The sequence below is a fragment of the Paracoccus ferrooxidans genome (assembly GCF_029909815.1).
GTDB lineage: Bacteria > Pseudomonadota > Alphaproteobacteria > Rhodobacterales > Rhodobacteraceae > Paracoccus > Paracoccus versutus.
In genome coordinates this window covers 17948-38522 of record NZ_CP038202.1, presented here as the reverse complement: position 1 = coordinate 38522, position 20575 = coordinate 17948, and the positions used below count along the sequence as shown (strand labels likewise).

The 20575-nt window shown below is 65.5% G+C and carries 18 protein-coding genes; 12 read left to right on the top strand and 6 right to left on the bottom strand.

The genetic code is table 11. The features are described from left to right. Position 1 precedes the first annotated feature (1 nt). Positions 2-508, bottom strand: a complete 507-nt coding sequence (locus E3U26_RS17200; protein ID WP_036754846.1) for an RNA polymerase sigma factor — start codon at positions 506-508, stop codon at positions 2-4. A gap of 282 nt (positions 509-790) precedes the next feature. Here E3U26_RS17200 and E3U26_RS17195 point away from each other — a divergent pair, with 282 nt between their 5' ends. The 5 genes from E3U26_RS17195 to E3U26_RS17175 all read left to right on the top strand — a co-directional run bounded on the left by E3U26_RS17195 (position 791) and on the right by E3U26_RS17175 (position 6626). Next, positions 791-2821: a TonB-dependent receptor gene (locus tag E3U26_RS17195; RefSeq protein WP_499106962.1), complete on the top strand. Its 2031-nt coding sequence runs from the start codon at positions 791-793 to the stop codon at positions 2819-2821. A gap of 69 nt (positions 2822-2890) precedes the next feature. Beyond that, a complete protein-coding gene (locus E3U26_RS17190) occupies positions 2891-4246 on the top strand; it encodes a Vgb family protein (RefSeq protein ID WP_499106960.1) in 1356 nt (451 codons plus the stop codon). A 163-nt stretch (positions 4247-4409) separates the two neighbouring features. Then, positions 4410-4700 carry a DUF3649 domain-containing protein gene (locus E3U26_RS17185; protein ID WP_499106959.1) on the top strand — a complete coding sequence of 97 codons (291 nt, stop codon included), beginning with the start codon at positions 4410-4412 and terminating at the stop codon, positions 4698-4700. Further along, the gene (locus tag E3U26_RS17180; RefSeq protein ID WP_499106957.1) at positions 4697-6277 is read left to right on the top strand and encodes a PepSY-associated TM helix domain-containing protein; all 1581 of its coding nucleotides are present in this window, start codon (positions 4697-4699) and stop codon (positions 6275-6277) included. The genes E3U26_RS17185 and E3U26_RS17180 overlap by 4 nt, the downstream gene beginning before the upstream one ends. Before the next feature lies 1 nt (position 6278). After that, entirely contained in the window at positions 6279-6626 is a 348-nt protein-coding gene (locus E3U26_RS17175) for a DUF3325 domain-containing protein (protein ID WP_499106955.1), read from the top strand. Positions 6627-7823: 1197 nt separating this feature from the next. Here the strand turns inward: E3U26_RS17175 and E3U26_RS17170 are convergent. Genes E3U26_RS17170 through fliK form a run of 3 tightly spaced genes read right to left on the bottom strand, consistent with a single transcriptional unit; the run spans position 7824 to position 8791 of the window. Then, positions 7824-8165 carry a FlgD immunoglobulin-like domain containing protein gene (locus E3U26_RS17170; protein WP_499106953.1) on the bottom strand — a complete coding sequence of 114 codons (342 nt, stop codon included), beginning with the start codon at positions 8163-8165 and terminating at the stop codon, positions 7824-7826. After that, entirely contained in the window at positions 8096-8485 is a 390-nt protein-coding gene (locus E3U26_RS17165; protein ID WP_499106952.1) for a flagellar hook capping FlgD N-terminal domain-containing protein, read from the bottom strand. Before E3U26_RS17165 ends, E3U26_RS17170 begins: the two co-directional genes overlap by 70 nt. A 9-nt stretch (positions 8486-8494) precedes the next feature. Next, complete coding sequence (fliK, locus tag E3U26_RS17160) at positions 8495-8791, bottom strand: flagellar hook-length control protein FliK (protein WP_499106951.1); 297 nt, start codon at positions 8789-8791, stop codon at positions 8495-8497. Between the two features lie 71 nt (positions 8792-8862). Here fliK and E3U26_RS17155 point away from each other — a divergent pair. The 4 genes from E3U26_RS17155 to E3U26_RS17140 all read left to right on the top strand — a co-directional run bounded on the left by E3U26_RS17155 (position 8863) and on the right by E3U26_RS17140 (position 13000). Next, a protein-coding gene (locus E3U26_RS17155) for an IS3-like element ISPfe1 family transposase (protein WP_114537220.1) occupies positions 8863-10016 on the top strand; the annotation gives its coding sequence in 2 pieces (ribosomal slippage) (positions 8863-9109 and positions 9109-10016; 1155 coding nt in all). Positions 10017-10282: 266 nt separating this feature from the next. Then, positions 10283-11125: a flagellin N-terminal helical domain-containing protein gene (locus E3U26_RS17150; protein WP_036754856.1), complete on the top strand. Its 843-nt coding sequence runs from the start codon at positions 10283-10285 to the stop codon at positions 11123-11125. 109 nt (positions 11126-11234) lie between these two features. After that, positions 11235-12058 (top strand): IS5-like element ISPme2 family transposase gene (locus E3U26_RS17145; RefSeq protein WP_499106950.1). Its coding sequence is split into 2 segments (ribosomal slippage): positions 11235-11571 and positions 11571-12058, totalling 825 coding nucleotides; the frame shifts between segments, so codons are not numbered across the junction. Positions 12059-12067: 9 nt separating this feature from the next. Next, the gene (locus E3U26_RS17140) at positions 12068-13000 is read left to right on the top strand and encodes an IS5 family transposase (protein WP_179921185.1); all 933 of its coding nucleotides are present in this window, start codon (positions 12068-12070) and stop codon (positions 12998-13000) included. Between the two features lie 953 nt (positions 13001-13953). Here E3U26_RS17140 and E3U26_RS17135 read toward each other — a convergent pair. Further along, a complete protein-coding gene (locus tag E3U26_RS17135; protein ID WP_499106949.1) occupies positions 13954-14883 on the bottom strand; it encodes a DMT family transporter in 930 nt (309 codons plus the stop codon). Next, on the bottom strand, positions 14880-15470 hold the full coding sequence (locus tag E3U26_RS17130; RefSeq protein WP_499106947.1) for a TetR/AcrR family transcriptional regulator: 591 nt from the start codon (positions 15468-15470) through the stop codon (positions 14880-14882). Before E3U26_RS17130 ends, E3U26_RS17135 begins: the two co-directional genes overlap by 4 nt. A 148-nt stretch (positions 15471-15618) precedes the next feature. Between E3U26_RS17130 and E3U26_RS17125 the strand changes: the two genes are divergently transcribed. From E3U26_RS17125 to E3U26_RS17115, 3 genes are read left to right on the top strand one after another with little or no spacing between them, the layout of a single operon-like run. Continuing rightward, a complete protein-coding gene (locus E3U26_RS17125; protein ID WP_036754860.1) occupies positions 15619-16185 on the top strand; it encodes a TetR/AcrR family transcriptional regulator in 567 nt (188 codons plus the stop codon). A 39-nt stretch (positions 16186-16224) separates the two neighbouring features. After that, positions 16225-17400, top strand: coding sequence for an efflux RND transporter periplasmic adaptor subunit (locus E3U26_RS17120; RefSeq protein ID WP_499106946.1), 1176 nt, complete (start codon positions 16225-16227; stop codon positions 17398-17400). A gap of 4 nt (positions 17401-17404) precedes the next feature. Then, the gene (locus E3U26_RS17115; protein WP_499106945.1) at positions 17405-20530 is read left to right on the top strand and encodes an efflux RND transporter permease subunit; all 3126 of its coding nucleotides are present in this window, start codon (positions 17405-17407) and stop codon (positions 20528-20530) included. Positions 20531-20575: the final 45 nt, after the last annotated feature.

Genomic DNA, 20575 nt, shown 5'->3' with positions numbered 1-20575 from the left:
CTCATTCGTTGCGAAGATCTTCCAGGGCCTGCGCGCAGCGGGCCACGGCCTTGGCCATGTGTTTTGCCACGTTCCGTTCGGACATGCCACAGATCGCGGCGATTTCCTGGAAGCTCAGCCCCTGGGCGCGGTTCATCAGGAAAAGCCGGCGGGTGGTCTCGGGCAGGTCGGCGATGGCCCTGCGCACCGCATCCCCCGATTGCTGCGCCGAAAGCGCGTCGAAGGCCGGATCCTGCGCCGGCAAGGGGGCCTCGGCCCCGGCCGCATGGGTGCAGCGCACCTTTTCGCGGCGCAGGTGGTCGATGGCGACATTGCGGGCTGAACGGGTCACGAAGGCGGCGGGATTGCCGCGCAGCTCGCCCGCCCGTTCCCAGAAGCGCAGGAAGACGTCATGCACCAGATCCCGCGCGATGCTGCGATTGCCGATGCGCCGCGCGATCTGGCGTTCCAGCCGCGCGCCCTCGTCGCGGTAAAGCCGGCCAACCTTGTCACTGTCGCAGGAAGACATCGCAGCAGCCAAACATCCGCATCGGGGTCCGCATCGGGGCAGGAAGAGCGTTCTGGCGAAATGCGCGCGGCGCATCGGCTGACCGGGGCGAGATTAGGCCGCGGCGGGACGGGCTGTCCACCCCTCTGGCCGGCGCCCGGCGGGCCGTTGTTGCAGTTCCGATACAGTCGCGCCGAGAAAGCCGACAAAAAAACTCTGCGATCGGGTTCAGTGTCCGCCGCCCTGGTGCGTGAAGCCCTCGTAACAAGGCCGAACGCCGAACAGGAAAGAGGGACCGAACCGATGAGAGGATTGAAGAATACCACGGCCGATATGCTGGGCCGGCTGCCGTTGTGGCTGGCGGTGACGGGGGCGGCGGCCCTGCCCGCCGCGCCGGCGCTGGCACAGGCGACGGCCGAGGACGAGCAGGCGGTGGTGCAGCTCGACACCGTGGTCGTGACCGCGACCGGCCAGGCCCAGGCCCTGCCGGACGCGCCCGCGACGGTGACGGTGATCGACGGCGAGGAGATCAACTCGAAACCCTATGCCACCGTGGCCGATGTGCTGAAGAACGTGCCGGGCGTGATCGTCAGCGCGCCCTCGGGGCGGTCCGGGGCCGAGACCATCTCGATCCGCGGCCTGGGCGAGAGCTATGTGCTGACCCTGGTCGACGGCAAGCCCATCAGCAACTCGCAGGAGGCGACCTACAACGGTTTCGGCTCGGGGCTGGCGATGTCCTACCTGCCGCCGCCTTCGGCCATCGAGCGCATCGAGGTGATCCGCGGCCCGATGTCCTCGCTTTACGGCTCGGCCGCCTCGGGCGGGGTGATCAATATCATCACCAAGCCGATCTCGGATGTCTGGTCGGGCTCGCTGACGCTGGGCAGCAGCCATTACAAGCATAGCGGCGCCGGCGGTGCCAATGAGGGGCGGTTCTATCTCAGCGGGCCGCTGGTCCAGGACCGGCTGGGGCTGGCGCTGTTCGGCTCGCGCCATGACCGCAGCAAGGACGAGATGGCCGTCGCGGGCCGCGGCGGCAGCGTCAGCTACCAGTCCCAGGACATCGAGCGCAAGTCGCTGGGCGCCCGCCTGACCTGGAAGATCGACGAGACGCAGAACCTGGATTTCGAGACGGTCTATAGCGCACAGGACACCATCTCGACCCCGCAGGGCGGCGGGACGCCCGGCGGCGTCAAGGTCAAGCGCATGAACTACGGCCTGTCGCACGAGATCACCTGGGGCGACGACTATCGCACCGACAGCTTCCTGACGCTGGAGGATGTCGATTTCGAGAACGGCTCGAACGTCTCGGGCTACGAGATGCTGAACCTGAACACCCGGACCAGCATGAGCCTGGGCCGCCACGACCTGACCTTTGGCGCCGACTGGCGGGACGAGACCACCCGGCACGACCCCGACCGGGTCAGCGTCGATCCCGAGATGACCCGCTGGCAATGGGCGCTGTTCGCCGAGGACAACTTCCACCTGCGCGACGACCTGACCCTGACGCTGGGCCTGCGCTACGACCATAACGAACGCTACGGCTCGCAGGTCACGCCGCGGGTCTATGCGGTCTGGCACGCCAACCCCTCGCTGACGCTGAAGGGCGGGGTCAGCGGCGGCTACAAGACGCCGACGCTGAAACAGGCCGACAGCAACATCTTCGAGCCCTCGGGCGGCGACGGCCGGGCGCGCGACCAGGGCAACACCGCCCTGAAGCCCGAGGAAAGCACCAACTATGAAATCGGCGCGATCTGGGAGACGGCGGGCGGCGTGCAGCTGGGGCTGACCGCCTATCACACCCGGTTCAAGAACAAGATCACCACCGAGCAAATCTGCGCCCATGACACGCCGGTTCCGGGCCTGCCGACGGATTGCGGCATGAACAGCCCGACCGATCCGATCAAGTGGATCAACCAATACGTCAACCGCGATGCCGCCGAGCTGAACGGGGTCGAGGCCACGGTGGACTTCACCCTGCGCAACGTCGATGTCTCGTTCAACTATACCTATGCCGACAGCAAGATCACCAAGGGCGACGCCGTCGGCACCGCCTTCAACAACAGCCCGCTGCATGTGGCGAACCTTGGCCTCGACTGGCAGGCCACGGATGCGCTGTCCTTGTGGAGCAACGTCCAGTATCGCAGCGCCACCACCGATACCGGCAGCGGTTATATCCGCGAGCATGCGATCGTCGACCTGGGCGCCGACTATCACTTCAACGACCACGTGATGGGCAGCCTGGCCATCTACAACGTCGATGACAAGACCTTCGACAATACCGGCTACAACGACGGCCGCCGGTTCTACATGGGCCTGACCAGCACCTTCTGAACCACCGGAACCCCCTCCGGCCGCCGCAGCGGCGGCCGGATCATGCCAATTGCAACTTCAGGAGCCGACATGGCTTTTCCCCTTCGCAATGCAGGCCGGGCGCTGACCCTGGCCGCGTTTTTCGCCTCGGCCTCGGGGCTGAGCGCGGAAACCGCTTTCGACACGCCCGCGGATTTCGCCGGCCGCGTCATGTTCTCGGGCCCCGAGCGCGGCGCGATCCATGCCGGCGGCAAGGTCGAGGTCAGCGGCTCGGGCTTTGCCCCGCAGCAGCAGGTCAGCCTGCAACGCGGCAAGACGCTGCTGTCGCCGCAGGACATGCAGGCCGATGCCGAGGGCGGCTTCAGCTTTGCCTTCGACCTGCCCCAGGACGCGGCGGTCGGCCTGCATCCGGTCGTCGTCCAGACCGAAGGCCCGGACACCGCCGGCGTGGCCGAGCTGAAGGTCTCGCCCCAGGTGCCGCTTGCCGGGGCCGAGGGCTATGAGATCCGCTCGGCCAAGGTGGGGCCCGGCGTCTACCAGGTCGCCCATAGCGCGCAGAACGGCACGGTTTTCGTGGCCTCCGCCGTGGGCCGGCCGCCCGAGGGCACGTCCAGCATCGCCAAGCTGGACGCTGGCACGCTGGAGGTTCTGGCCGAGGTCAATCCCGGCGATTTCGGCGCCTTCGGCATCGCCGTGGACGATGCGAACGGCACCCTATGGGTCACGAACACCCGCCAGGACGCGGTCGCGGTCTATGCCCAGGACGACCTGTCGCTGGTCAGGCAGTTCGAGGCGGGCTCGGTCGAAAAGCCGCGCGACGTGGTGATCGACGCCGCGCGCGGCCGCGCCTATGTCAGCACCCATCGCAGCCGGATCGAGGCCTTCGACACCAAGACGCTGGAAAAGCTCGACGGGTTCGAGCTGCAATCCGCAGAGCGCGGCGGGCAGTTCGCCACCATGAGCCTGGCGCTGGATGAAAAGGCCGGCCGGCTTTACACCGTTTCGCTGCGCACGCCGGAACTGGCGCGCATCGACCTGGTCTCGGGCGAGGCGAAGATCCTGGCGCTGCCGGGCGCCAAGACCCCCTCGGGCGTGGATTTCGATCCGGCGACCGGGCGGGTCTTCGTGGCCTCGCAGGGCAGCGACAACGTGATCGCGATCGACGGCGAAAGCGGCGCGGTGCTGTTCGACACGCCGGTCGGCGCGGGCACGCTGAACGTCGCCTTCGACGCCGCAAGCGGGCGGCTGTTCGTGGCCAACCGCGCCTCGGACACGATCACGGTCCTCGATGCCGCCACGGGCGAGATCAAGGCCAACCTGGATGGCGGCTCCTTCCCCAACCACCTGGTCGTCGCGCCGGAAGGCACGGTGTTCTCGGTCAACAAGGCGCGCGGCAAGGACGATCCCGAAGGCGACCGCCTGACCCGCATCGCGCCCAAGGCGTGACCGCAAGGCGCGGTATCCCTGCCGCGCGCGGTCCCCGGTCTCTGCCCCGTCCCTCTGGGGGCAGAGACCGCCCCGTCCCGTCACCCAGTATCCCGGACCCCATCCATGCCCGCCAACGCCCAGCCCTTCGCCCGTTGCCAGCCCCCGTCCCGACGGGGGTGCCATGCCTGAGCCCGTTTCCCGGCAGCGGCTCTCGGTCGCCTCGCGCAGCCTTGCCGCCATCCTGGGCGGCTACCTGGCCGCCAATCTCTTCGTGCCGGCCTTTGCCAGGCTGGTGCCGATGCCGCCGCGCGACGCCACGCAGCTGGCGCTGATGCTGTCCTTCGTCGTCTTCGCCGCGGCCTCGGTCTGGGCCTTCGCCTGCCGCAGCGCCGCACGGGCCTGGGCGGGGATCCTGGGCGCCGCGGCGCTGTTTGCGCTGGTCGTCGCGGCCCTGCCGGGGGGTGGCGCATGAAGAACGGTTTTCGCCAGTCGATGGCCTGGCTGCATACTTGGACCGGGCTGCTGCTGGGCTGGCTGCTCTTTGCGATCTTCCTGACCGGCACCATCGCCTATTTCCGCAGCGAGGTGACCTATTGGATGCGCCCCGAGCTGCACGGCTCGGTCCAGGGCGCCGACCCGGCCGGACTTGCCCTGGCCCGCCTGGCCGAGGTCGCGCCGCAGGCGGCAAGTTGGAACATCACCCTGCCAGACGAGCGCAGCCCGGTGCTGGCGCTGTCCTGGGCCAAGCCGGGCGAGCAGGCGGGACGGCGCGGCGGCGAGACCATGGTGATCGACGCCGCCACGGGCGCGACGCTTTCGCCGCGCCCGACGGCGGGGGGCGAGTTCCTCTACCGCTTTCATTTCGAGCTTTACGGCCTGCCGCGCAGCTTCGCGCGCTGGATCGTCGGCATCGCGACCATGGCGATGTTCGTCGCCATCATCAGCGGCGTCATCACCCATAAGAAGATCTTCAAGGAGTTCTTCACCTTCCGCCCCGGCAAGGGCCAGCGCTCCTGGCTGGACATCCACAACATGACCGCGGTGCTGGCGCTGCCCTATCATGTCATGATCACCTTTTCGGGGCTGGTGCTGTTCGCGGCGACGCTGATGCCCTTGGTGGTGGACCGCCCCGCGCCGCGCGGCCCGGCCCCGCAGGCATCCGCCGTTGCCGCGCCACCCCCGCAGCGGGTGCTGCCGCAACTGGTCCCGCTGGCGCCGCTGCTGGCGCGGGCCGAGGCGGCCTGGGCCATGTCGGTCGGCCGGATCGGCATCGAAAAGCTCGACGGCCCCCGGCCCGAGATCGTCCTGGTCCCGCAACGCAATTCGGTGCTGACGGTGCAGAGCGGCTCGGGCGCGAACGGGGTCGAGCGGATGCGCTTCGACGGGCTGAGCGGGGCGCTGATCGAACAGACCGGCCGGCCGGAGGCCTCGGCCACGGCAAAGGTGAACCACGCGCTCGGCGCGCTGCATCGCGCCCGCTTTGCCGATACTGCGCTGCGCTGGCTGTTCTTCGTCGCCGGCCTGGCCGGGACCGTCATGGTGGGCAGCGGGCTGGTGCTGTGGGTGTCGAAACGCGCCGCCAGGCATTCCCGTACCGAGCGCCAGCCCCGCGGGCTGTGGCTGGTCGAGCGGCTGAACATCGGCGGCATCGCCGGGCTCACGCTGGCCACGGCGGGCTATTTCTGGGCCAACCGGCTGATCCCGGCCGATGCGCCGGAACGCGCGCTGCTGGAGATCCGCGCCTTCTTCCTGATCTGGCTCGCCGCGGCGATCTGGCCCTTCCTGCGCCCGCCCGCGAAAGCCTGGAGCGAGCAGCTTGGCCTTGCCGCCTTGCTGCTTCTGGCCCTGCCGCTGCTGAACGCGGCGACCGGCCCGTCCAGCCTGTTGCAGGCGATGGGGCAGGGGAACTGGGTGCTGGCCTCGGTCGATCTGATGGCGATCCTGTGCGGCCTTGCCTGCGCTCATGCCGCCTGGAGGGCCCGGCCCGGACGGGTGAAGGCACCGAAGCCACGCGCCCGTGTCCAGGCCAGCCAGGTTCCGGGAGAGTAGGATGCTGGTCTGGCTGTCCTTTGTCCTTTGCTACCTGGCGTTCCTTGCGCTGGCCCTAGCGATGCCGCGGCACCACGAGCAGCTGCGCGGCCGCAAGCCCGGCCGAGGGTTGGTCTGGCTGCTACGGATCACCGGCGCGGTGCTGTTGGGCCTGTCGGCCTGGCCCGCGCTGATCTGGTGGGGAAACCCCGCTGTCGCGGTTTCGTCCTGGCTGGGCATCCTGTCCGTGGCGGCCTTCGCGGTCGCGATGATGCTGACCTATGCCTCCGGCTGGTGGCGAACGACCCTGGCCGGGGCGGGGACCGCGGCAATCCTGCTGCTGGTCCTGCCAGTATTTTTGCATCCGTGACCTGCGTATCGGCATTCATGACCCGCGCGGTCGCCCGCCGCTCGGACCGCCCGTTTTGCTGGTAAGGCGGGGATAGAGCCGGGTTTCCTTGGCATTTCCCTGGTGGCCAGGCGCGCCATCCGCGCGGCCGCCGGCCCCGGCATCCGTCATCATTTGCACGCAGGCCCCCAATAGCGGCTGTTTACATTAGCAGCTGTCTAGCAGGCTGCTGAAAAAATCCGTGCGACAGGAGAGCTTGGGCCGGGAACCGGGAAATCCGCCTCAATTCTGCCGGAAATTCCCGGTTTTCAGGCCGATCTTCGCCGAATCCAGAACGAATTCCGTCACGACGCCCTGTCAGGGCCCTTTCTCCGCAGTCTGCTAGCGGTGTTGCTGGCGGCCGGGCGTGTCATGACCTGCCGCCGCTTCCGCGGGCTCACGCCCCCCGGCATTTCGAGGCGACCCGGACGTGCAGTTGCCTGGAACGCGGGCCCCGGCCGGCCTGATGAGCCTGGCTCAAGCCCGCCAGCGGGGTTCGCGCCCTCCGTCCTGACGAGGTAGCCGGGCGGTCAGGCGGTCGTTGTCGTGGCAGGGGCAGCGACAAGACCTGATGCTGCTGTGCCTTGATGCCGGCGCGCCCGTCGTCCTATAGCCGATATGGCGAAACCGTGCCGTGGCTTGTGTGCGGATGAAGGCCCGCACTTCGGTTTGCTTTGCCGGGCGCCATCAAGGCGATCGTGAAGCAAGCCTTTTGTCGTGTCCGACGGCAAATATGGAAATACTGCGTTCCCCCGACGGCTATAGAATTTCGTTACCTCCGTAGAATCTCCTCCAATACCAAGGCGAACTGTCAGAACGTGTAAGTTTAAAGCAGCCTCCGGTCTGGCTTTGCCGCCGTGAAACTGCCGGTTCACGTTACAAGAAGCGGAAGAATCCATGCGGGTCGAATTGGTCCCCACGCCGCCCGGCGTGCCGTTTTGCATTGCAAATCCGGCGGCTGGAATTGCGAGTAAAAGGTCATTTTCCTCGTATCCGTGGCATTTTTCGCTCAACTCGCATGACATGGGTTTCAACGCCTAGCAGTCGCTGAATATCGATCGCGCAACATGTCTCCGGGAACGTGGGTGGTCCAGATACTTCGCCGACCTTTGCTGCGAGACAGGGCGACTCCTTGCGATGAAACCGTGTTCTGTAAACCGGATAGCTGATCGAAGCAAATCATTCCCGCAGGCCGCTGACCTGATCGACTCTTGCAGATCCGCCGCCTTTCAGAACCAGTTCGGCGCCGTTTTGGGTTAATTCGATCCCGGTCACGCGACTATAGGATTCGACATCGCGTAGGGTCACGCTGCCGTTGCTGCTTTCTTCCTCGATGCGGAAGGTGTAAAATCCCGCAGGGAGTGAAGTGCCATCCGCATATCGACCATGCCATTCAATCTCCCCAGACATTGATCCTATGGCTTGTCGTAGCACCTCTTTGCCCTGTTCATTCAGCGTAACGAGCGTAACACTTTCGCGCTTCTGTCCGCCGCCAGTATCAAGGAGGATCCGTCGAACCATACAGGAGCATTCGTTCTCACCTCCCGGCCTATCCAGGTCGAAAGCTGACCGATCTCCCCTCCATCGATATTGCCCAGAAGCTGCGTCAGAAGCAAGTTGGTCTGAACCTGCTGCTCAACCCCGGAAAATGTCGCAAGCTGCACGGCAAATTCCGTGTTCTCCATTGGATTAAGCGGATCCTGGTTCTTGATCTGCGTCGTCAGCATCTTCAGGAACATTTCGAACTGGTTCGTGGAGCTGGTTTCGCTGGATTCTTTTGAGGATTGGAGGCTTCTTGCATCAATTCCGCCAACCGCAGAAGTTGTATTGATAGTCACCATCTCTTTCCCCTAGATCCTGATATCAATTCCGGTGTTCACAAAGGTTGCGGTAGTTTTAATCGAGTCCGTAGTTTCCAGATATGGCTGCGGCGCCGATTCTGGCAGAGGATTAGACTTTCCCGCCAAAAAATTGTTTTGCGAGCTCCATCCCTCCTCACCATCGGAAAATGAGATGTCTGCGCCTGAAATCCCTGCGTCACGAAGCTCCTTTGAGAGTAGATCTATGTTTCTCCTCAACAAATCGAACGTCTCTGGCCGTTCGGCAAGAATCGTTACGGCCGGATTGTCGCCCGGTGATATCAGCATCCGTGACCTGCCCCCCGGAAGTTCCCTCGCTGTGATGTAGAGTCTGCCCAACCTGAGAAGGAGCAGACGACATGAGGAAAAGCCGGTTCACCGAGGCGCAGATTATCGGGATGATCAAGGAGCAGGAGGCGGGTTTGCCGACTTCCGAGCTTTGCCGGAAGCACGGGTTGAGCCCCGCGACGTTCTACAAGCTCAAGGCGAAGTATGGCGGGATGGACCTGTCGGACGCCAAGCGGCTGAAGCAGCTCGAGGACGAGAACGCGAAGCTGAAGCGCCTTCTGGCCGATGCCATGCTGGACAACGTGGTTCTGAAGGATCTCTTGGGAAAGCCCTGACGACACCGGTGCAACGGCGGGACGCGGTGCTGCGGGCGATGAAGGATCATCCGATCTCTCAGCGTCGGGCCTGTGTCCTGATCGGTGTCGATCCGAAGACGGTGCGGCGTGACAGGCCACCCGACAACCCGGAAATCCGTGAGGAGATGCACAAGATTGCCGAGAAGCGCCGGCGGTTCGGCTACCGGCGCGTGGGCATCCTGCTGGAGCGCAAGGGCATGATCATGAACGAGAAGAAGCTCTATCGCATCTACCGGGAAGAGGGCCTGTCGGTGCGCCGCAGGCGTGGCCGCAAGAGGGCACGAGGTAGCCGGACGCCAATACCAGCGCCGTTGAGGCCAAACCAGCGGTGGTCGTTAGACTTCCTGTCCGACACGTTCGGGGCCTGCCGCAAGTTCCGCATTCTGGCTGTGAACGACGATTGCTGCCGCGAGAACCTGGCGTTGATCGCTGACACGAGCATCTCTGGGGCTCGGGTGGCACGGGAACTGGATGCGCTGGTCAGGATTTACGGCAAGCCCGCTTGCATCGTCAGCGACAACGGAACCGAGTTCACCAGCAAGGCCATCCTGAAATGGGCCAACGCGAACGGCGTCGAATGGCACTACATCGACCCGGGCAAGCCGCAGCAGAATGGCTACATCGAAAGCTTCAACGGCAGCCTGCGCGACGAATGCCTGAACGAGGAAATCTTCGACAGCCTGGCTGATGCCCGCCGCAAACTGGCCCTCTGGCGCTACGACTACAACAACGTCAGGCCCCATTCCTCGCTGGGCAACAAGACCCCGTCCGACGCGCGCCGAGCGCTTGAGCAATCTGAGGGCTCCGCGCCCGGCGCGCTTGCCACACCCGAAACCAACCAATATCAACCCCAAGGACTCTCGTTATGAACGAGGGACGACCGGGGGGCAGGTCACCACCTGAACACCTATGATCGCCAGGGCCGCAGGATCGGCAATCCTATTTCTTCACCGCATGATAGAAGATTTTGAGTAAACTTTTCTGTAGTCTTTGATTGCCTGGGTCGCCTGGTCAGGAGTTTATTCAGGAAGGGCGGATAGATCGAATGACGTGACATAGTCATCGGGTCCGTCCCGTAGGTCAGAAGGCCTCTTGCACTAGAAACGGGTAAACCACCCAGGAATGGAGATTGAAGATGTCCAGCATTCTGACCAATAATGGCGCGATGGTCGCGCTGCAAACCCTGAAGGGGATCAATGCGAATCTGACGAAAGCCCAGAATGAGATTTCGACCGGAAAAAAGGTCGCCAACGCACAGGACAATGCTGCGGTTTGGGCCATTTCGAAGGTCATGGAATCCGACCAAGCAGTCTTCAAGACGCTTCAGAGCAACCTGAATCTTGCTGCGGCGGTGGTGACGACTGCGCGGGACGGTGCTGAAGATATCCGTGATTTGCTTGATGAAATGAGAAGGCTGGCAAGCAGTGCCGGCAGTGATGCGAACGATTTTGCGACTGTGAACGAGCAGATCGTGGAGAAAAGGAACCAGATTATTTCGACGATTGACGGAACCCAGATGAATGGGGTCAATCTGCTCAAGACCAACCCGATCGGTACTGCGACATCCTTCAGCGTCTTGGCGTCCTTGGACCGGACAGCGGGTACAGCTGTAACCACTGCGCAGACGATTACGGTCAATTCTGTGGACTTCGAGGCGGATATTGAAGGCGCTACGATCACGACCATTACGGACAGCACCACGGCACGAACTGCGGTTGGTGAAATCGAGGCGTTGCTCGACATCGCGAAGACAGGGGCAGCAGAACTTGGTACGGCCGCCAAGCGGATCAACGATCAATCGAATTTCGTATCGAAGCTGGCCGATTCGCTGACTGCCGGCATCGGTGCGCTGGTGGATGCCGATATGGAGGAAGCGTCAGCCCGTCTGCAGGCGCTGCAGACCCAGCAGCAGCTTGGGGTGCAGGCGTTGTCGATCGCCAACCAGGCGCCGCAAACGATTCTGTCGCTATTCCGATAATCTAGCAAGGGCGCCCTGTGGGGCGCCCTTCGTTCCAATATAGGTCTAGGGCGTGTTGACAAAAGGGATTCACCGGGCGCGGTGATCGTGATTCAAGCTGGTATCTGCAATGGAGACCAGCGTGGCACGAAACCTGATGTCGAACGACGAGTGGGCGTTCTTTGAACGCTTCATCCTGGCTGTCCGTTCTCCGAACGGCCGCAAGCCCACGAACCATCGGCTTGTTCTGGATGGGATTTTCTGGATCGCCCGAACGGGGTCGCCCTGGCGCGACCTGCCGGAAGAGTTCGGCAAATGGTCGTCTGTCTATCGGCAGTTCCGGCGCTGGACGTTGGCGGGGCTGTGGGAACAGATCCTGGAGGCGCTGAACGAGAGCCGGATCGTGCCGGATGCGCTGCAGATGATCGACAGCACCGTGGTTCGCGCTCATCATCAGGCAGCGGGCGCAAAAGGGGGACTCCGCGCCAAGGTTTCGGCCGCTCGCGAGGTGGCTTCACGACCAAGATCCATCTGCGGGTCAATGCGGCAGGCCTGCCCATGAGAACCGAGATCACGGCCGGGCAGACATCGGACTACCTCGGCTTCGATCTGGTCATGGCTGACAACCTGCCCGAGCCAAGCGTTCTGCTCGCAGACCGCGGCTACGACTCCGACAACATCCGCAAGACCATGGAGGTGCGCGACGTGGTGCCGGTCATCCCCATGCGCAAAACCCGGAAGCTACGGGTCGCCGTTGACCGCAGGCTCTACCGCCTGCGCAATCTCGTTGAGCGGTGCTTCAACAAGCTCAAGAATGCCCGTCGCGTCGCCACCCGCTACGACAAGACCGCCGAAAGCTTCCTGGGCTTCATCGACATCACGTCGATCCGCCTCTGGCTCGGCTCTGTTGCACAAATCCCGTCAGGGATTCAGATCGTGAATCCAGGGTGGTAGCTGTGATGTATGAGCAGACCCACACCGCCAACCTACAGGACCAGAAACTGGCCAGCCTACAATGAAGCGCTCAAGCGCCGGGGCTCGCTGACGATCTGGTTCGACCCCGAGATGAGCTGGGATGCCGTGCCGACGGGGAGGCGTGGCCGCCAGCAGACCTACAGCGATACTGCCATTCAGAGCTGCCTGACGATGAAGGTGCTATTCGGCATGGCGCTCCGGCAGACGACCGGGTTCGTCGAGAGCCTGCTGCGTCTGGTTGGCCTCGACTGGACGGTGCCTGACTTCAGCACACTGTCCCGCCGCCAGAAGACCTTGGCTGTGAACATCCCGTATCGCGGCTCCAAAGGGCCGCTGCACCTGCTGATCGACAGCACAGGAATCAAGGTCGAGGGCGAAGGCGAGTGGCACGCTCGCAAGCATGGTGGCCCCAAACGGCGGGTCTGGCGCAAGATCCACCTTGGGATCGACGAGGAAACGCTAGAGATCCGGGCTGTCGAGATCACCGGGAGCAACGTCGGCGATGCGCCGATCCTACCTGACCTTCTCGACCAGATCCCGGAGGACCAGGAAATCGGTAGCGTCACGGCAGATGGCGCCTACGACACGCGCAAGTGCCACGATGCGATTGCAGATCGCGGAGCCCATGCCGTCATCCCACCGCGCAGGAACGCGAAGACCTGGAAGACCATCACCGCTGGAGCCGTCGCGCGCAACGAGGCCCTCCGGGCGTCCAGGTATCTCGGCCGCACCCTGTGGCGACGATGGAGTGGATACCACCGCCGGAGCCGCATCGAGACGAAGATGCATTGTGTCAAACTGCTGGGCCAGCGGCTCATGGCAAGGGACTTCGACCGTCAGGTCGCCGAGTTCCAGATCCGCATCGCCGTCCTGAACGGCTACACCGCGCTCGGCATCCCGGTCACGGAAGCTGTAGGATAAGTCTGTCCGGGGAGGGGGTAACCGCGCCCATCACCTGAGTTATGCAACAGAGCCGGTCCAGATCACTAACTTCGTCACCGTTCTGTTCCCCTTGGGCATTAAGGTGGAAGCCATGGCCGCGCTGCGCAGCTTGATTTCGTTGGATCCACATGTGCGCGGACGGAGATGCGGGTCGAACTGGAAGGCGAATCCGCGGGTGTTCTTGCGGGGGGGGGAGGACCGCACCAGAACCTTACAAGCGGAAGGGGCTGGTCGCTTGCAGGTTGGAAAGAATGGTTAAGCACGTCCTCTGCCGGTCTTGCCGATCCCGCTCTGGCGGTGCCATTCGAATACTCGGCGGTGTCGATCCTAGAGAGGCAATCGGGCGCCGGGGATTATCGGAGTGTCGAAACCCGCTGCCCTCGGCGACAGCGCCATGGTCGCGACGTGGTGTACCCCTGGGATAAACGGCGCCAGGCTTCGGGAGGAGTTCCTTGATTCGTCCTGGCAGATGCTCGACCCGCATTTCGGTCTTGGCAGTCTTGGAGCAGGATCTGTTCCGCTTGCTGTGGGGAGCGCGGCGACATTAGGTGCGCCGATCAGGTATCCAGCCAGCATTTTCTTTCGGGATGGCTGCGTCCGTGGCGCAGCGGAAAACGCGGCAGGTGCCTCCGCGCCTTGTTCAGCACTGGCATTGCGGTCGCACGGGTTCGAGCCAGGTCGCGCATCGCGTTCGGCATCTATGCGAAGTCAACCGGCGCCGCGCTTGGTCAGCATCACCTTGGCGATAGCTCTTTTCCAGGGGCAACGGAGGTGCGACCAGGGCGCGCTCCTGCCTCGGCTTGGCAGGCGGGCGGTGTCAGAACGGCGCTGCCGAGGGCCGATGCGATGGGCGGGGGCGATCCCGGCCAATGGGACAGCCGCGAGGCATCAGGGGGTCCGGTGCCGGTTACAAGCCTGGCCATGGCGGGTTTTCATGCCTTCTGCACGGTGCGGACCGGGCGTATCTTCAGCCTGACCGGCACGGTGATCACCACCAGGCAAGCGACGACCAGCACCACGCCGATCCAGCCAAGCGCCGGCAGGCGCTCGCCCACCACCAGGATGGCCAGCATCGCCGCCACTACCGGCTCGATCAGGGTGATCGTCGTCGCCATGCTGGCGGAAATCCGCGCCAGGCCGATGCCGAAGCAGACATAGCCCAGGAACATCGGCACCAGCGCCATGTAGATGCCCACCGTGGCATTCCCCCACGAGGCCAGGAACGGCCCGCCGGTCGCGACCAGCACCGGCATCAGCAGCAGCCCGCCGATGCCGAAGGTCGCGCCCATCGCCACGCGCGAGTGGATGCCGCGCAGCATCAGCCGCCGCGCCGTCCAGGAGTAAAGCGCATAGGTCAGCCCGCCGACCAGGCCGAGCGCGATGCCGAGCAGGGTCGCGCCCTCGCCGGCCTGGTGTCCCGCATCCTCGGCCAGGCACAGCAGCACCATGCCCAGAAGCCCGATCGAGGCCCCGGCCAGCCAACGCCGCGACAGCCGCGCGCCGTCGAAAAGCCATTCGATCAGGGCCGACAGCAGCGGTGCCGAGCCGATGGTCACCACCGTGCCGATGGTCACCCCGGCCAGGCGCATCGAGGCGTAGAAGGCCAGCGGATAGATCGCCACCGCCAGCCCGCCCAGCAGCAGGTTGCGCCAATGCCGTGCCAGTTCCGGCAGGGCGCGGGCGATGCGCCCGCCGGCCAGCAGCGCCTGCAGCAGCCCGCCGACGCCCATCGCCGCCGCGCCGATGGCGGCCGGGCCGACCTCGGGCGCGAAGGTGGCGGCGGTGCCGGTGGTGCCCCAGACGACCGAGGAGAACAGGACCGCGGCGACGCCGATGCCGTGATCCCTGGACGGGCTGCTCACAGCGCCTCCAGCATGTCCGAGGCCATGGCGCGGGCCTCGTGCACCAGGGCGCTGGTGCCTTCCAGCCCGGCGCGGGCGATGGCCCCTTCCAGCAGGAAGGAGAGCTGCTGCGCCAGCCGGCGGGCGCGGTCGGGATCATCAGGCAGCAGTTCGGCCAGGGGCGCGGCCAGCAGGGCTTCGACCTCTTCCTTGTGGCGGCGGACGGCCTGGCGGCCGATGTCGCCGGCGGTCAGTTCGGCGGCGGCGTTCAGCAACCCGCAGCCGCGAAAGCCGCGCTCGTATTCATGCTCGGCATGGTCCTGATAGGCGTCGAACACCGCCAGCACACGCGCGCGGGGCGTTTCGGCATCCCGCGCCCGAGCTTCATGGAGGCCCAGCCATTCCTCGTGCCGCGCCTGCAGGTACTGGTTCACCAGGTCGGCCTTGGAGGAAAAGTTGTTGTAGAGGCTTTTCTTCGCCACACCCGCGCGCTCGACGATGGCGTCGATGCCGGTCCCGCCGATGCCGTTGTTGTAGAACAGCACGGCAGCCGCTTTGAGCAGCCGCTCGCGCGCGCTTTCCGGCGCTGGGGGCTGGGGAGCTTCCATCATCGCCTCCACGGAGTAGGTAGGTCGGTATACCTATGGCTGGCTCGGCGAGTCAAGCAGGGCTTGCGGCATCCGACGCGGAGAAGCGGTTGACAGGAGAGGGCCAGAATTATAAACGAACGACCGTATTGAAATCTTGGTGGTGGATATGGGACGCAAGCGCACGATCGACCGCGACGAGTTGATGGGCGCCATCGAACGGGTGGCGCGGCGCTCGGGCATTGCCGGGCTCAGCATCGACGCGGTGGCCAGGGAGGCCGGGATCAGCAAGTCCAGCGTGGTCTATGACTGCGAAAGCAAGGCCGGGCTGCTGGCCGCCTTCATCCGCCACAAGATGGCCCAGCACCGGGCACGATTCGCCGAGGTGCGCGCCCGGCACGAGGGCGAGCCCAATGCCCGGCTGCGCGCGCTGATCGACGAATATCGCCGGGTTCCGACCGACGAGGAACTGGACATGGCGCTGCTGATCAGCGCCAGCATGGGCGAGCATGCCGAATGCCGCGAGATCATGCGCGAGGTGCTGGCCGGCGATGCCGAGGCGGTCGCGGCCGAGGCGGCCGACCGGCGCCGGATGCTGATGGCGCTGCTGACGCTGCACGGCATGGCCTTCCTGGAATATTTCGGCTTCCACCGCTTCGACCAGGAAACCCGCGATGAGATCCTTGATGAATTGATGGCGGTCGCGGAAAGCGACCCCGGCACAGCCGGAGACTGACCCCTCCCCCCAACCATTCAGCCCTCCCAGGAAAGAACCATGACCATGAGACTGTCTCCCGGCCTTTGCGCCGGGCTTGTGCTTTGCTGCCTGACGGCGGCCGCCCCGGCGGCGGCGCAGCAACTGCCGCCGCCCCAGGTCAGCGTGCAGGTGATGACGCCCGAGGCGCTGCCGGTGGTGAACGAACTGCCCGGCCGCGTCGCCGCGACCCGCATCGCCGAGGTGCGGCCCCGCGTCGGCGGCATCGTCGTCGAGCGCGTCTTCGAACAAGGCGGCAAGGTCGAGGCGGGCGATGTGCTTTATCGCATCGACCCGGCGCCCTATGACGTGCGCGTCACCAGCGCCCAGGGCGCGCTGGCCCGTGCCGAGGCCACCGCGCTGAACGCCGCCGACCAGGAAAAGCGCGCCCGTGCCCTGCGCGAGCGCAAGGTGACGGCGGGGGTCGACCTGGACAATGCCGCCACCGCGCTGGCCCAGGCCCAGGCGGATGTCGCCATTGCCCGCGCCTCGCTGCAAGAGGCGCAGCTGAACCGTTCCTATACCGAGGTGACGGCGCCCATCGCCGGCGTGGTCGGCCGCGCGCTGGTGACCGAGGGGGCGCTGGTCAACGCCCAGACCGACATCATGGCGACGATCCAGCAACTCGACCCGGTCTATGTGGATTTCACCCAGTCCTCCTCGGAGCTTTTCGCGCTGCGCCGGGCCTTGGCGGCGGGGCAGCTGGCGATGATGTCGGCCGACGAGGCGGCGGTGCGGCTGATCTTCGACGACGGCAGCGAATATGCCCATCCCGGCAAGCTGCTGTTTTCCGAGGCGAGCGTGGACAGCTCGACCGGGCAGATCACCCTGCGCGCCGAGTTCCCGAACCCCGAGGGCGAGCTGCTGCCCGGCCTTTACGTCCGGGTGCGGATCGAGCAGGCCATGCGCGACAACGCCCTGACCGTGCCGCAGATGGCGGTGCAGCGCGACCAGTCGGGCCAGGCCTATGTCTATGCGCTGAAGGATGACGAGACGGTCGAGCGCCGCGACGTGACCCTGGGCCAGACCACCGACAACCGCTGGCTGGTGGAACGCGGGCTGGAGCCGGGCGACCGCGTCGTGGTGCTGGGGGCGCAGAAGCTTTACCCCGACGCCAAGGTGGTGGCGCAGCCGGTCGAGGCCCCCAGGGTGCCGGCCGGCGCCGCCGCGGCCGCCGAAGCGCCCGCGCAGGAGTAGGGCGATGGCACGGTTCTTCATTCACCGGCCGGTGCTGGCCTGGGTGATTTCCATCTTCATCGTCATCGCCGGCGTTCTGGCGCTGCCGATGATGCCGGTCGCGCAATATCCGCAGGTGGCCTGGCCGCAGATCACCATCTCGACCGCCTATACCGGCGCTGCGCCGGGCGAGATCAACCAGGCGGTCGCCCAGCCCATCGAGGACGAGCTGAACGGCGTCGAGGGGTTGGCCTATTACGAATCGGTCTCGGACAGTTCCGGGGCCATGTCGATCACCGCCACCTTCGAGCCGGGCACCGACATCGCCCGCGCCCAGGTCGACGTGCAGAACGCCGTGGCGCGGGTCGAGCCGCTCTTGCCGCAAAGCGTGGTCGACCAGGGCGTGCTGATCGAAGAGGCGGGCACGGGCTTCCTGATGATGGTGGCGCTGACCTCGGACGACGGCTCGCTGGACGACATCGCGCTGGGCGACTACCTGAACCGCAACGTGGTGGGCGAGATCCGCCGCATCGAGGGCGTGGGCCGGGCGCAGGTCTTTGCCCCGGAACGCGCGCTGCGCATCTGGGTCGATCCGGTCAAGATGACCGGGCTGAACCTCAGCTCGGCCGAGATCGTGGCGGCGGTGCGGGCGCAGAACGCGCAGGTGGCGGCCGGCAAGGTCGGCGCCGACCCGAACCCCATCGGCCAGCAGCTGACCGCGACCGTGCTGATCAAGGGTCAGCTCGACGACGTGGACGAGTTCGGCAAGATCGTGCTGCGCGCCAATCCCGACGGCTCGACCGTGCTGCTTCGCGACGTGGCGCGGCTGGAAGTGGGGGCGGAAAGCTACAGCTTCGCCTCGCGCATCAACGGCAAGCCGGCGGCGGCGCTGGGTGTCCAGCTGTCGGCCACCGGCAATGCGCTGAACACCTCGGAAGCGGTGCACCAGAAGATGGAGGAGCTGTCGCAGTTCTTCCCCGAGGGGGTGAGCTATACCATCCCCTACGACACCACCCCTTTCGTCGAGGCTTCGATCGAGAAGGTGCTGCATACGCTGGTCGAGGCCATGGCGCTGGTCTTCGTGGTGATGTTCCTGTTCCTGCAGAATTTCCGCTATACCATCATCCCGACCATCGTCGTGCCCATCGCGCTGATGGGGACGGTGGCGGTCATGCTGGCGGCGGGGTTCTCGATCAACGTGCTGACCATGTTCGCCATGGTGCTGGCCATCGGCATCCTGGTCGACGACGCCATCGTGGTGATCGAGAACGTGGAACGCATCATGGCGACCGAGGGCCTGCCGCCGCGCGAGGCCACCGAAAAGGCCATGGGCCAGATCTCGGGCGCCATCGTCGGCATCACGCTGGTGCTGGCGGCGGTCTTCGTGCCGATGGCCTTCTTTCCCGGCTCTTCGGGCATCATCTATCGCCAGTTCGCGCTGACCATGGTGGTGTCGATCCTGTTCTCGGCCTTCCTGGCGCTGACGCTGACCCCGGCGCTTTGCGCGACCTTCCTCAAGCCGATCAGCGGCCATCACGAAAGGAAGGGCTTCTTCGGCTGGTTCAACCGCAATTTCGACCGGCTGACCGACCGCTATACCGGCGCGGTCGGGCTGGTCACGCGGCGGCGGCTGGTGATGATGGCTTTCTACCTGGTGCTGGTCGGGGCGACGGCCATGGGCTTCCTTCGCCTGCCCTCCAGCTTCCTGCCGAACGAGGACCAGGGCTTCATCATCGCCGACATCCAGACCCCGGCCACGGCCAGTTCCAACCGCACCGACGAGGTGCTGGCCCAGGCCACGCAGATGTTCCAGCAGAACGAGGCGGTCGAGAATACCGTGGCGATCCGCGGCTTCAGCTTTTCGGGGCAGGGGCCGAATGCGGGGCTGATGTTCGTCACCTTCAAGGACTGGGCCGAGCGCGAGCAATCGGCGCAGGACATCGCCAATGCCGCGAACATGCAGATGTTCGGCTATCAGGACGCGCAGGCCTTCGCGCTGTCGCCGCCGCCGATCCCCGGCTTCGGCGCCACCGGCGGCTTCAGCTTCCGCCTGCAGGACCGCGGCGGGCAGGGGCAGGAGGCGCTGCTGGCCGCCGCCCAGCAGATCATTGCCCAGGCCCAGGAAAACGGCATCGCCACCGGGCTGCGGATCGAGGGGCTGCCCTCGGCCGCGCAGGTCTTCGTCACCATCGACCGCGAAAAGGCCAATGCCTTCGGCGTGACCTTCGCCGACATCTCGGCGACGATCTCGCAATACCTCGGCTCGGCCTATATCAACGACTTCCCCAATGCCGGGAAGATGCAGCGCGTGGTCATGCAGGCCGAGGAGGACTCGCGCATGCAGGCCGAGGACATCCTGGCGCTGACCGTGCGCAACGCCAATGGCGGGATGGTGCCGTTTTCGTCCTTCGCCAGCGTGGCGTGGGAACAGGGGCCGTCGCAGGTCGTGGGCTATAACGGCTATCCGGCGGTCCGCATCGCCGGCGCCGCCGGGCCGGGCTACAGTTCCGGCGCCGCCATGGCCGAGATGGAGCGGCTGGCGGCCGAACTGCCGCAGGGCTTCGGCTACGAATGGACCGGGCAGTCGCTGGAGGAGATCCAGGCCGGCAGCCAGGCGACGCTGCTTTACGCCATGAGCATCCTGTTCGTCTTCCTGCTGCTGTCCGGGCTTTACGAAAGCTGGTCGATCCCGCTGTCGGTGATGCTGGTCGTGCCCCTGGGTGTCCTGGGCTGCGTCGTCGCGGTCATGCTGCGCGACATGCCCAACGACATCTATTTCAAGGTCGGGCTGATCGCGATCATCGGGCTTTCGGCCAAGAACGCCATCCTGATCGTCGAATTCGCCAAGGATCTGCGCGACGAGGGCCAAAGCCTGATCGAGGCGGCGGTGACGGCGGCGAAGCTGCGCTTCCGGCCGATCCTGATGACCTCGTTGGCCTTCACGCTGGGCGTGGTGCCCTTGGCCATCGCCACCGGACCGTCGGCGGCCAGCCAGAACGCCATCGGCACCGGGGTCATCGGCGGCATGGTCGCGGCCACGGTGCTGGCGGTGTTTTTCGTGCCGGTGTTCTTCGTCTTCGTGCTGGGCCTGTTCAGCCGGGCGACCGGCCGCCGCGAGTCCGCGCCCATCCGCGGCGATACGGCCGCTTGAGTCGCGCCGCAGCCCATGGCAGGGGCGGTTGAGAACCGTCCCTGC